The sequence below is a fragment of the Amaricoccus tamworthensis genome (assembly GCF_049800875.1).
Taxonomy (GTDB): domain Bacteria; phylum Pseudomonadota; class Alphaproteobacteria; order Rhodobacterales; family Rhodobacteraceae; genus Amaricoccus; species Amaricoccus tamworthensis.
On sequence record NZ_JBNAFV010000001.1, the window covers coordinates 664,330 to 676,705 of the forward strand.

Consider the following 12,376-nt stretch of genomic DNA (forward strand, 5'->3'; position numbering starts at 1 on the left):
CCTGGGCCTCCATGCGATCAATACCGTCTGGATACGTGCCCTTCCCCCGACCCGCAAGGCCGCAAACCGCTATGCCCCAAAGACCAGTGACGCGGCAATCAGCCACATGACGCAGCCAATAATCACCTCAAGTATCGTCCAGGCCCCAGGCCGCGCAAACAACGGCCGCAGCAGCCGCGCGCCATAGCCCAGCGAGAAGAAAAACGTGAAGGACGCCAGCACCGCCCCCGCTCCGAACCCGGCCTGACTGGGATACTGCGTGGACACCGACCCGATCAGCATCACCGTATCCAGATAAACGTGCGGATTGAGCCAGGTCAGCGCCAGACACACCGCCAGCGTCCGGCCCAACGGCACCGGCGCCTGCTCTCCCGGGTCAAGACTGTCCGAACTGCGTAACGCAGCCCGGAAACTCCGCAGCCCATAGGCAAACAGAAACGCCGCCCCGCCCCAGCGCATCACCGGCACAATCGCGGGCAGCACTTCAGAAATCCGCCCCAGACCAAACACACCCACCGAAATCAGGATCGCATCCGACAGCCCACAGGCCAGGCACACCGCAAACACATGCCGCCCCATCAGCCCCTGACGCAGTACAAAAGCATTCTGCGCCCCAATCGCCAGAATGAGCGACAGACTCAGCAAAAACCCAGGCAGAAAAGACGTCACAACCGGCCCCGCTCCAATACCGCGAAACACCGGTCCTTAAACGACCCACAGGACCTTGAAAACCCGGTCAAACGCCCGCCCCTCACCGGTCCGGCGTCGACCAGTCCGATGGTGGCACCTTCCGCCGCCGCAGCCGCAGCGCGAGGCCAATGGCAACCCCCACGCCAATCGCCACGGTCAGATCGGCCACCACCGTCAGAACCATGGTCAGCACCAGCAAAAACCGGTCCGAGGGCCGCTCCCGCAGGTATCCGCCCCATTTATGCGGCTCGCTCATGTTCCAGGCCGTCAGGATCAGCAGCCCGGCCAGCGCCGGCATCGCCATATAGCCGGCCAGCGGCGCCGCCACGAGCATCACCACAAGGATCGTCAGCGCATGAACGATCCCCGCCACCGGCGTCCGTCCCCCGGCCCGCACATTGGTCGCCGTCCGCGCAATCGCCCCCGTCGCGGGCAGCCCGCCAAACAGCGCCGATCCGATATTGGCCACCCCCTGCGCCAGCACCTCCGCGTTCGGCCGGTGCGCCCCCCCGATCATCCGGTCCGCCACCATGGCCGACAGAAGCGACTCCACCGCCGCCAGAAACGCAATCACAATCGCCGAGGGCAGAAGTTCTGCCAGCCGCGCCAGACTGATCTCGGGCAGCGCCGGCATGGGCAGCCCCCTTGGCAAATCCCCAAACCTTGACTGAATGGTATCCACTGGCAAAGCGCCCAGCGCCACCACCGCCGAGGTCACCCCAACCGCCACGATAAGCCCCGGAAACTTCGGAGCAATCCGGCGCAGCACGATAATCAAAGCCATTGTGACCAGCCCGACCGCCAACGCCGCACCGGACACCCCGTCCCGCGCGTCGAAAAGCACCGCCAGTTTCTCAAAAAACTCCGCCGGAACCTCATCAAGCCCGATCCCAAGCAGGTTCTGAAGCTGGCTGGTCGCGATAATCACAGCAATTCCAATGGTAAAACCGTTGATCACCGGCTCCGGGATCCACGTAATCAGGTTGCCAGCCCGCAACCATCCCGCCACCATAAGGATCACCCCGGCCATCAGCGTCGCGAGCACCAGCCCGTCATAGCCATGCTCGGCAATAACTCCGAACACCACCACGATAAACGCGCCCGTCGGCCCACCGATCTGCACCCGGCTCCCGCCCATCGCCGAGATCAGAAACCCCGCCACAATCGCCGTCACCAGCCCCGTCGCCGGGTCCGCGCCCGAGGCAATGGCAATCGCAAGGCTCAGAGGCAGCGCCACCATCGCGACGGTCACACCCGCCACAAGGTCAGCAAAAAACAGATCCCGGGTATACCCCGGCAGTGTCGTCAAAATTTTGGGTTTCATGTCGCCCGACCGGACTAAAGCAATAATGCACTGACACTAATGCCGCTGTCGCGGAGGGTAAATACCCCTACTCCTCCGGATCCACACGCCCCCGCGCGGCCTTGATCCCCGCACGATGGTTTTTCGCCGCCAGCCTGCGCCGGATCGAGCCTTTGGTGGGCTTCGTCGGTCTGCGCGGCTTGGGCCGGTGCAACGCCGCCTGGATCAGCTCGCGCAGCTTGCGCCGCGCCTCCTCGCGGTTCTGGTGCTGGGTGCGGAACTTCTCCGCCGTGATGATCACCGCCCCCTCGCCCGTCCAGCGCCGCCCAGCCAGCCGGCGCAGCCGCGCCTTCACATCCGGCGCCAGATTGGGCGAGCGCGCCGCCTCAAACCGCAACTCCACCGCCGTTGCGACCTTGTTCACGTTCTGCCCGCCCGGACCGGAGGAGCGCACAAAACTCTCGGTCAGTTCCCAGTCAGCAATAAAAATGTCGTCGTTGATCACAAGCATCAGGGTTTCCAAAACGAGAGAGAGGGCCGCATCGCTGCGGCCCTCCCAAATTTCTATGAGCCTGGAGGCTGGCCGGTTGGGCCGAGCCCGTTGCTGCTAACGTGTTCCCACGCGGTTCAAACCGTCAGGAAACACCTCCGCAAACAGAACCCGCCAAACGCTCCAAAGTCCCATAAGACATTAAAGCACCTCCTTTCAGTTGTTTCGGTCGATCTCATCGTGCCACCTTCCCGAAATAAATCAAGAAAAAAGATCGCGGTCGGTTTACACCCCAAATCACACATCCGATCACGGCACTTCACGGGTTTGGGAGCGGGTGAAAAAATCCGCCCCCCGCACCGAAGGGTTCTTTGCAAACAAGGAGTGCACCCATGAAATTTACGATCACCACCGCCGCCTTTACCCTCCTTGCGGGAGCCGCCTTCGCCGGTCCGCAATATGTGGACGAAACGGGCTTCGCGGTATCCGGTTACGACGTCGTCGCCTATTTCGATCTGGAACAGGCCGAGGTTGGTGAAGCACAGCCCGAGGGCATCCCCGGCAGCACCGAGTTCACCGCCGAGCATAACGGCGCGACCTTCGCCTTCGCCACCGCCGAAAACCGTGACACCTTCCTCGCCGACCCGGAAAAATACGCCCCCCAGTATGACGGCCACTGCGCCTATGGCGTCGCCGTGGATGCCAAGGTTCCGGGCAACCCCGACCTGTGGCGCATCGTGGACGGCAAGCTGTACCTGAACCTGAATGACGACGTGGTTGAACGCTGGGAAGACAACATCCCTGGCAACATCATGCTGGCGGAAGGTTACTGGGATGACCTCGAGGGCGACAGCGCCTCAAACGATCCCGTGCCGAACTTCAGCACATCGGACGCACCGGTCACCAACTGATCCGCGTCCCAAAGCGGGAACCCACATCTCCCGCCCGGCCCCCAAAGCCGGTCAGCGCCGTCCGTGTCCTCCCCGGACGGCGCGATGCGTTCAGGCCCCCGGCGCGAAGCGCAGCAACAACACCCGGAACGGCACCAGAGCCACCAGGGCCACCGCTGTCTTCACACAGAAATCCGCGACCGCGAGGCTCACCCATAGTGGGCTGACCGGCCCTACGCCAAGCAGCGGCACCGCCTCGTTGGCCCAGGCCACATCCACACCCGGCGCAATCCAGGACAGACCGGCCGCAAACGCGATTGAGAAAAACACCAGCGTATCCAGCGATCCGGCCACGAGGCTCGACACCAGCGGCGCCTTCCACCACGCGCGCTGCCGCAGGCGGCTGAAGATCCCCACATCGAGGAACTGTGCCACCAGGAACGCCACACCCGACCCGATGGCCACGCGCGTACTGACCAACGGTCCGAACTCACCCTCGATCTGTGTTCCGATCAGACTGCACAGAATGCCGACCGCAAACCCGATCAGAACCACCCGCGATGCCTTGCCCGGCCCGTGGATGCGGTTCATCAGGTCGGTGACCAGAAACGCGAATGGATAGGTAAACGCCCCCCAGGTCAGCCAGTTTCCAAACAGAAACTGCACCAGGATATTGGAGGCAACAACAATGGTGGCCATCGCGGCCACGCCAGGAATGATCGAACGGGTCATGTTTTACGGTTTTCCGTTTTAACAAGGTTGCGGAGACTTGGCCGCCAAGCGGCAGCCGGCCTCATACGCCTGGAAATCCGAAAGGGCAAGGGGGAGTGGAACAGTTTGGTGCGGGCGGGTTTTGGCATCCGCCAACCCCAACTGCGCGGTACACGAGGCACGACGCGCCATGCCCGACTTTGGGAGGGCTGCGACCGGCCTGGCTACAACGCTCCGTTTAAACTGCTGAAACTTCTGCGCAATTCCTCCCGTCCGGGATGCCCTCCCTGGGGGAAAGTCGGGCATGGCGTGTCGTGCCGACACGCCGGGAGAGCCGCAGCGACGGTGCCCAACATTTGTCAGGCGACTGATATTTTATGCGTTACGGCAACGCAAAACTATCGCCCGGCGGCAACGCCGGGCAGCGCCGACCTGCCCGTCACGCCAGAGGCGTGCAAATGAATACTGGCGTGCCTTCGGCACGACGGGAGGCGCTATCGCGCCACCCGAGGTCCGCGATGCCCTTGTCTCACAGGCGGCACTTTCAGGAAAAGCCCTACGACGCCAGCCGCTGCTGATACGATCCCTGCTTGCGGATCACCCAGTGCTCCGCCGGCTGACGGGCCGCAACGGACTCGGGAAGCTCAATCTCGTCAAACCCAACCCGCACGGCCGCGCGGTGCTGGTCCGACACAACCGGCCCGGCCGCCCGCAGACGACCCTTATAGCCCAGCGTTCGCAGACGCCGTGCCAGCGAGAAACCACGGCCATCGGCGAAGCTCGGAAACTCAACTCGGATCATCTCGATCCGGTCGAGCCAGGGAACCAGGTCCTCCGGTTTGCGGTCGTTGGGAAACTCCACGGCCAGCGCTTCCTCGGGCAACTCCTGCCCCGACCAGAACACGTCAAACGGATATACCGTTTTGTCGGCCCAGTCGTCAGCCGCGATGCCATCCTCAGTAATGATTACCGCCATGTCAGCCTCTCCTCAGTTGGCCCGCGCCGGGATGACCCCGGCGCCACTGTTTTTTCCAGACCCGTCAAACTCAGGCCGCATTCGACCGTGCTTCCGCTTCGGGATAGAGCGCAGCCTTGAACGGTGCCGGTCCCATACGGCGATACACCTCGAGGAACGTCTCCGTGTCCTCATTGCGGTGATCGAGATACGCCTCGATCAGACGCTCAACCGCCGGCACGATCTCGTCATAGGCAAAGCCGGGACCCGCCCGCTCACCGATGGAGGCCGTCTCCGTGCCGTCACCGCCAAGCGTGATCTGGTAGTTCTCAACACCCGCACGATCGAGGCCGAGAATACCGATGTGACCCACATGGTGATGACCACAGGCGTTGATGCAGCCCGAGATCTTGATCTTGAGCGGCCCAATGTCCCGCTGCCGGTCGATGTCGGCAAAGGTCTCACTGATCTTCTGCGCCACCGGGATCGACCGCGCCGTTGCCAGCGCACAGTAATCCATGCCCGGGCAGGCGATGATGTCGGAGACCAGACCGATATTCGCCGTAGCCAGACCCGCATCCTTCAGACGACGGTAGATCTCGGCCAGATGACGGCGCGGCACATGCGGCAGAATGACATTCTGCTCATGGCTGATGCGCAGCTCATCATGGGCAAACTCCTCAGCCAGGGCCGCCATGATCCGCATCTGGTCGGAGGTCGCATCCCCCGGCGTCTCACCAATGCCTTTCAGCGAAATGGTGACGATCGCGTAATGCGGCTCACGGTGATCGGCCACGTTCGTGTCGATCCAGGAGCGAAGCCCCGCATCCACCGCGGGCGTCACGTCATACACCGGCTCAAACTCGGGCGCGGCAAAGGACGCCTCGATCCGGTCGAAAACCTCCTGGTTCACGCCGTTGAACCGGGCCAGGTTCTCCTGGAACGTGGACTCAACCAGCCTGCGGATCTCATCAATACCGGTCTCATGGACCAGGATCTTGATACGCGCCTTGTACTTGTTGTCGCGACGGCCGATCAGGTTATAGACCTGCAAAATCGCCTCGACATAGGGCAGCAGATGCTCCTTGGGCAGGAACTCCCGCACCACCTTGCCCAGCATCGGCGTCCGGCCCAGACCGCCGCCAACCAGGACCTCATAGCCCGGATTGCCGTCATCGTCCTGAACCAGGCGCAGACCAATGTCATGGGCCTTGATCACCGCACGGTCATGCTCGGACCCCGTCACCGCGATCTTGAACTTGCGGCCCAGCCAGGTAAATTCCGGATGGTCCGTGGACCACTGACGCAACAGCTCCGCCGTCGGGCGCGGATCAGCAATCTCGTCCGTAGCGGCACCAGAGAAATGGTCGGCGGTCACGTTGCGGATACAGTTGCCACTGGTCTGCATCGCATGCATCTGCACATCGGCCAGCGCCTCGAGCATGTCGGGCACGTCCTGCAGTTTCGGCCAGTTGAACTGGATGTTCTGACGGGTCGTGAAATGCCCGTAGCCCCGGTCCCAGCGGTCCGCGATATAGGCGAACTGCCGCATCTGCCGACCATTCAGCGTGCCATAGGGCACCGCGATCCGCAGCATGTAGGCATGCAACTGCAGATAGAGACCATTCATCAGGCGCAGCGGCTTGAACTCATCCTCGGTCAGGGAGCCGTCAAGACGACGCTCCACCTGGCCCCGGAATTCCGCCACGCGCTCGCGAACAAACGCCTCGTCAAAATCGGTATACTCATACATGGTTCAGGCCCTCTCGACCGGGCGCCCGTGCTCGGGGCGGTTGCTGGGTCCGCGCATACGGAAATCCTCGCGGAAATGATCGGGACGGGCACGACCCTCGTCGTCGATTGCCACGTCGGTCAGGTACACCCCAACGATGTCATTGGGGAATTTCGATGCTTCCTTCTGGAGCACCTCGGCGGCCTCCTCATTGGTCGCAATCCAGGCGTCGCCAATGAACCGCGACCACTTCAGGCCCTGCGTGAAATAGACGACATCGCCGTCGAGCAGGTCATTGCCGGTTGCGATCTGGGGTTTGAAACGTTTCGCCATCCTAGAGTGCCTCCCGGGCCTGACTGATTGCCTCCGGCGCCGCATGGGGCTCAATGCCCAAAAGCAGCATCACCGGTCCCTGCGGTTCAGCCGCGCGCAGCGCGTCGGGCAGTTCCAGCAGGGTGGTTGAAATAATTCTCTGATCGGGACGGCTGGCATTCTCCACCGCCGTCACGGGTACATCGGGTGCCGCGCCGTGCATCATCAGACGCCCACGCAAAAACTCCGAGGACCGCACGCCCATATAGACCGCAGCCGTCGAGCCCTCAGCGGCCAGTGCCCGCCAGTCATGGGCGGCAAAACCGTTCACGTCATGTCCGGTCAGCACGCGGAAGTCCGAGTTCCGCCCCCGCCGTGTGAGCGACCGTCCCACGGACGCCGCCGCCGCGCTCGATGACGTGATGCCCGGAACCACGGAGAACGCGATCCCCGCTTCCGACACCACCCGGATTTCCTCGTCCAGCCGACCAAAGATCGACGGATCGCCACCTTTCAGGCGCACGACATCCGCACCGGTCCGTCCATGGGCCACCAGAAGGTCATTGATGTCCTCCTGTTTCCAGGACTGACCAAAGCCTTTCTTGCCAACCTCAATGACCAGCGCCTCACGCCGCGCCAGTTCCAGGATCGCGGGCGACACCAAGCGGTCGTGAATAACAACGTCGGCCTCATGCAGCATCCGCCGCGCCTTCAGGGTCAGAAGTTCCGGATCACCCGGCCCGGCACCCACGAAGCGCACAATGCCGGTGGCTTTCTCGACACCCTCGGCCAGAAGCCGCTCAAGCTCGTCACGGGCCGCATCCTCGCCCTTCTCAAAGGCCTGCGGTCCGGTCCCGAAATAGAACTTCGACCAGAACGCCCGCCGCGCCTTGGAGGACAGATCCTCAACCCGGCCACGGAAACCCTGCCCGATCCGTGTCAGACGGCCCAGCGAGGAGGGCAGCATTTCCTCAACCTTCGCCTTGATCCCACGCGCCAGAACCGGGGCCGCACCCTCGGTGCCAATCGCAACCGTCACCGGATCGCGGTCCACAATCGCAGGCGTGATGAACTCGCTGGCTTCGAGATTGTCGACCACGTTAAGAAGAACCCCGGCCTCTTTCGCCAAATGGGAAGTCCGCTCATCCAGCGCCTCATCGGCATCGGCCGCATAGACCAGCGCCGCGCCATTAAAATCACCGGAAACCGGCGCCCGCTCGACCAGCGTAATTCGCCCGTCCCGCGCCCACGCGCGCACCACATCCACGGCACCGGTGCCGTACACCACGATCTCCGCCTCGGTCCGCAGCAGCAGACGCAGCTTGGCCACGGCAACCTCACCGGCACCACAAACGGCCACGGTGCGTCCGCGCAGGTCGAGGAAGACTGGAAAATGTCGCATGGCAGGGCCTCACTAAAACTCTTGCCTTTAGATAGGATATTTTCCTTTATATTCTCAACGTGACGCACCAAATAAGGACACCGTTCCGTTTCTGGCGGAATTCGAAAAAATGGTATCGCTTTTTGAAGGAATTTAGGAATGGCAGCCGCAATGGACGATCTGGACCGGAAAATTCTCAGCCTGCTCCAGGTCGATTCCAGCCTCCCGCTGGACGAAATCGCCAAAAAACTTGGCACCTCCAAGACGCCGGTCTGGAACAGAATTCGCAAAATGCGCAAATCCGGCGTCATAAAAGGCGAGGTCGCGGTGCTCGATCCGGAGAAACTCGGACTGGAGAGCTGTTTTTTCGTTCTGATTCGCACCTCCGAGCATGACGCCGACTGGCTCGCCCGCTTCCTGCAGGCCGTCCAGAACCGCCCCGAGGTGCTCGAGGCCCACCGCCTCGCAGGCGACATCGACTACATCCTCAAGGTCCGCGTCGAAAACGCCAAAGCCTTCGACAACTTCTACCGCGCGCTGATCAAGGAGGTCTCCATCTTCAACGTCACCTCCAGCCTGTCCATGGAGGAGATCAAGAACACCACGGCCCTGCCGCTGGGCATCGAAAGCGACTGACGGGAGGTCCCGCATAAAGATGAGCCGTGCCGGCGTCGGACCGGGGGGCGACGCACCCACGGCCGTACGGCGCGGTTTTATGGCTGAGTGTTCCTCCTGCATCCGTGCCCCGCGCAAACCTCAACGGAGCGTCGGCCCTTTGGGCCGGTCCGACGCTGGCACGGCGGGGCTGCAGCCCCTGGTCCCGTGCCGGGGGTCAAACCGTCCCAACAAAACCGGTTGACGCCCCGGCCTCTCTCCCCAAAATGCCGCGCAAATCCCAGCCGGAGCCAGCACATGAACATCATCCCAATCAACCAGGACTACAGCGTCGCCCCCCAGATCACCGTCGATGACGTTCAGGCCATCGCCGACCACGGCTTCAAGTCCATCATGTGCAACCGCCCCGACAACGAAAGCCCGGGCCAGCCGCCCGTGGCCGAGATCCAGGCCGAAGCCGAACGCCTCGGCCTCGGCTTCTCCTTCGTCCCCGTGGTCTCGGGCCAGATCCAGCCGCAGAACATCACCGATTTCCAGGCCGCGATCCAGGACCTGCCCAAACCCGTGCTCGCCTACTGCCGCTCCGGCGCGCGCTGCGGCCACCTCTTCGAGATGGCAGGCATCTGAAGCAGACTCAGCCGCACGCCCCCACGGCCTGCGGCAGACCGAGGCCAAACACCTCGTCGCGCCCGCTCTCGCCCAGATCCACCGCCCCACGCGCCAGCCGGGCGCGGATGTCCTGGGCCGAGCCGCCAACGCCTTCACCCGCCACCAGCGCCGTCACAAACGGTGCCGCCAGCGACGTGCCCGACAGATACCGGCCCCCGCCATCAAGCTGCAGGAAAATGTCCACGCCAGGTGCCGCAAAATCGATGTGCCCGCCCGTCGGCGCCTTCGCATAGGGCGCCATCGCCGCATCGACGGCCGTCACCGCGATGGTCTGTGAAAACGCCGCCGGATAGCGCGGCGGGCTCTCCGACCCGGAATTCCCAGCCGCCGCAATCACAACCATCCCCCGCGCATCCGCAGCCTGCAAACCCCGGTCGAGGATTTTGTTGTAAGGCCCTGCGAGACTTACATTAACCAGGCGCACGCCCGATTGCGACAGCCAGTCAAACGCCCGCATCAGCGTATCCACCCCCGCGGCCTCGTCACCACCCGGCCCGTCCGACACGACCACCGCGCTGAAGACCTCAGCCCCGGTCAACCTTCCCGGCCCCGCCAGAATTTCCGCCACCGCCGTTCCATGTTCGACCGCCGCCGGGCTCCCGCCGGTGAAATCCCGCTGCACGATCCGCGCCCCGCCCAGCGCCGCGGCATCCCGGTCCACAACCCCGTCGATCATGCCCACCGGCACATCTGCTACGCACCCCGTCTCCGGCCAGGCCAGCATCCCCGGCGCATAAACCCGCCCCTCCGCCTGCAGACGGTAGGCATGGTTTACCCCCACGGTACTGCCCGGCTCCATCGCCTCCAGTTCCCGAATGGCCCCCGGACCGTCCGTGCCGTCGGGAATACGAAATACGATCTGGTTCAGCCCCAGCCCACCAAGCCGCGACCCGCGCAGGTACACATATCCCCGCTCCACCGCCCCGTTGCTCAACCGCTCCGCCGCCGCCTCATCCGCGACCAGCGCCACGATCTCGGTGGGATCGGTCACGTCGCCCGCATCCCGCGCGATCTGCGCCTGCGACTCCGGCGGCGTCACCCCCGCCTGCTGACACGCCACCGGCCCAAGCAGCAGCGGCAAAACCAATAGCCTCATCCCAAATTTCACATCAAACACCACAATTCCGCCTTCCGATAAAATACCCTGCCTGTCTTGGTCGCATGACACGGGCCTCCGGTTCACTTGAATGCGCGAACAACATTTTTGCCATGAAATCTGAACCGCCCGCCCCTTTGACTCGACTATATCCAGTGAATGCCGGAAAATCAGCACCGACCCGGCGTAACGCAGACGAAAAGGGGGCAGTACAGTGACGGACACACCCGACCCGATGGACAACGACCGCGTTGACGCCGCCCTGATGGATTACGTGCGCGGCAAACTCGGCGCCGACGAGGCCAAATCCGTCGAGGCCGAGGCCGCCCGCAACCCGCAGGTGAAATCCGACATCGCCCTTCTGCGGGGCATCGCCGCCCTGCGCGACGCCCCGGCCGAGACAGGCCCCGGTGAACTCGGTTGGGCCCGCCTCTCACGCGCCATCGACCGCGAGGAAGCCACACCCGCGCCCGCCCAAACCAAAACACCCGTCCTCTCCTGGACCCCCGCGCTGCGCATCGCCGCGACGGCTCTCCTCGCCGTGGGTGTCTGGCAGTTCGCCGTTGTCCCCAACCTGCCCGGCCAGGGCGACCGCTTCGTGCCCGTATCTGAGACACCCACCGACACCGTCACCGTGGCCTTCCAACCCGACGCCACCGAGGCCCAAATCCGCGCGCTCCTCCAGGAGATTGGCGCCACCATCACCGGCGGCCCCAACGCCCTCGGCCTCTGGCAGATCGGCTTCACCGATGACAGCACGCGCGACGCAGGCATTGAACGCCTCGCCACGGAAACCACAATCGTCGAAAGCGTCCAGGCCGACTGACTGTCAGGCCACCAGCCCGAACGCCGCCAGACACCGCTTCAGCAGTTGCTTGGCACTTGCAATCCGCGTCTTCACCGTACCAACCGGCACGCCCTCAATATCGGCAATCTCGCGATAGGCCAGGTCCTGAAAAAACGCGAGTTCCACCGCCGCGCGGTGCTGCGCCCCCAGCCCCTCGATACAGCCGCGCACACGGTCCGCATCACTCGCGGCCTCCGCCACGGCCTCCGGGTCCGGCGCATCATCGGCCATCGTCTCATCCGGTTCCGACACAACCACCCGTCCCGACCGCCGCATCCGGTCAATGGACTTGTTCCGCGCAATCCCGAACATCCAGGTTGTGACGCTCGACCGCCCCTCGAACCGCCCGGCGCCGCGCCAGACATCGATGAACGTCTCCTGCATCACATCCGCCGCCTCGAACCGGTCACTCAGCCGCGACAGCAGAAACCGGTAAAGCGGCGCGTTATGCCTCTCATATAGATCCCGCATCGCGCTCCGGTCTCCCGTGGCAATCCGTGACAGCAGATCCCGATCCGTTTCAACGCCCGTCTCCGCCATACCCGGCCCACCCCGCAAAATCCCGTGACGGCCCGGCCATAACGGCCCGCCGGCCGCCCAATTCTTAAGGCCGGTTTTTCGCTCCGTGAAGGCACCCAAAAAATAATTTCGAAAAATCCGAAAAAATCTGAACCACCCCGGCCCC

The 12,376-nt window shown here is 63.6% G+C and carries 14 protein-coding genes; 4 read left to right on the plus strand and 10 right to left on the minus strand.

Annotated elements, in window-relative coordinates:
* Nucleotides 1-69 precede the first annotated feature (69 nt).
* The 3 genes from ACP15P_RS03165 to arfB form a co-directional block, all read right to left on the minus strand.
* Nucleotides 70-669 (minus strand): LysE/ArgO family amino acid transporter, encoded by a 600-nt coding sequence (locus tag ACP15P_RS03165; protein WP_424927041.1) that lies wholly within the window; start codon nt 667-669, stop codon nt 70-72.
* Between the two features lie 82 nt (nt 670-751).
* Nucleotides 752-2,014: a SulP family inorganic anion transporter gene (locus ACP15P_RS03170; protein WP_424927042.1), complete on the minus strand. Its 1,263-nt coding sequence runs from the start codon at nt 2,012-2,014 to the stop codon at nt 752-754.
* A gap of 67 nt (nt 2,015-2,081) precedes the next feature.
* Nucleotides 2,082-2,504: an alternative ribosome rescue aminoacyl-tRNA hydrolase ArfB gene (gene arfB, locus ACP15P_RS03175; protein ID WP_424927043.1), complete on the minus strand. Its 423-nt coding sequence runs from the start codon at nt 2,502-2,504 to the stop codon at nt 2,082-2,084.
* Between the two features lie 371 nt (nt 2,505-2,875).
* Here arfB and ACP15P_RS03180 point away from each other — a divergent pair, with 371 nt between their 5' ends.
* The gene (locus tag ACP15P_RS03180) at nt 2,876-3,394 is read left to right on the plus strand and encodes a YHS domain-containing (seleno)protein (RefSeq protein ID WP_424927044.1); all 519 of its coding nucleotides are present in this window, start codon (nt 2,876-2,878) and stop codon (nt 3,392-3,394) included.
* 90 nt (nt 3,395-3,484) lie between these two features.
* On the opposite strand, the gene ACP15P_RS03185 is transcribed toward ACP15P_RS03180, so the two are convergent.
* From ACP15P_RS03185 to cysG, 5 genes are all read right to left on the minus strand, one after another.
* Complete coding sequence (locus tag ACP15P_RS03185; RefSeq protein WP_424927045.1) at nt 3,485-4,105, minus strand: queuosine precursor transporter; 621 nt, start codon at nt 4,103-4,105, stop codon at nt 3,485-3,487.
* A 535-nt stretch (nt 4,106-4,640) separates the two neighbouring features.
* Nucleotides 4,641-5,060, minus strand: coding sequence for a DUF934 domain-containing protein (locus ACP15P_RS03190; protein ID WP_424927046.1), 420 nt, complete (start codon nt 5,058-5,060; stop codon nt 4,641-4,643).
* 70 nt (nt 5,061-5,130) lie between these two features.
* On the minus strand, nt 5,131-6,792 hold the full coding sequence (locus ACP15P_RS03195; RefSeq protein WP_424927047.1) for a nitrite/sulfite reductase: 1,662 nt from the start codon (nt 6,790-6,792) through the stop codon (nt 5,131-5,133).
* Between the two features lie 3 nt (nt 6,793-6,795).
* Nucleotides 6,796-7,104, minus strand: coding sequence for a DUF2849 domain-containing protein (locus ACP15P_RS03200; protein WP_424927048.1), 309 nt, complete (start codon nt 7,102-7,104; stop codon nt 6,796-6,798).
* 1 nt (nt 7,105) lies between these two features.
* A complete protein-coding gene (gene cysG / locus ACP15P_RS03205; protein ID WP_424927049.1) occupies nt 7,106-8,485 on the minus strand; it encodes a siroheme synthase CysG in 1,380 nt (459 codons plus the stop codon).
* Between the two features lie 138 nt (nt 8,486-8,623).
* Here cysG and ACP15P_RS03210 point away from each other — a divergent pair, with 138 nt between their 5' ends.
* Entirely contained in the window at nt 8,624-9,100 is a 477-nt protein-coding gene (locus tag ACP15P_RS03210; protein ID WP_424927050.1) for an Lrp/AsnC family transcriptional regulator, read from the plus strand.
* Between the two features lie 276 nt (nt 9,101-9,376).
* Entirely contained in the window at nt 9,377-9,706 is a 330-nt protein-coding gene (locus tag ACP15P_RS03215) for a protein tyrosine phosphatase family protein (protein ID WP_424927051.1), read from the plus strand.
* A 7-nt stretch (nt 9,707-9,713) separates the two neighbouring features.
* Here ACP15P_RS03215 and ACP15P_RS03220 read toward each other — a convergent pair whose 3' ends face one another.
* Nucleotides 9,714-10,844 (minus strand): S8 family serine peptidase, encoded by a 1,131-nt coding sequence (locus ACP15P_RS03220; RefSeq protein WP_424927052.1) that lies wholly within the window; start codon nt 10,842-10,844, stop codon nt 9,714-9,716.
* Between the two features lie 214 nt (nt 10,845-11,058).
* Between ACP15P_RS03220 and ACP15P_RS03225 the strand changes: the two genes are divergently transcribed.
* The gene (locus ACP15P_RS03225; protein ID WP_424927053.1) at nt 11,059-11,670 is read left to right on the plus strand and encodes an anti-sigma factor; all 612 of its coding nucleotides are present in this window, start codon (nt 11,059-11,061) and stop codon (nt 11,668-11,670) included.
* Between the two features lie 3 nt (nt 11,671-11,673).
* Here the strand turns inward: ACP15P_RS03225 and ACP15P_RS03230 are convergent, their stop codons facing one another.
* Nucleotides 11,674-12,231: an RNA polymerase sigma factor gene (locus tag ACP15P_RS03230; protein ID WP_424927054.1), complete on the minus strand. Its 558-nt coding sequence runs from the start codon at nt 12,229-12,231 to the stop codon at nt 11,674-11,676.
* Between the last annotated feature and the right edge of the window lie 145 nt (nt 12,232-12,376).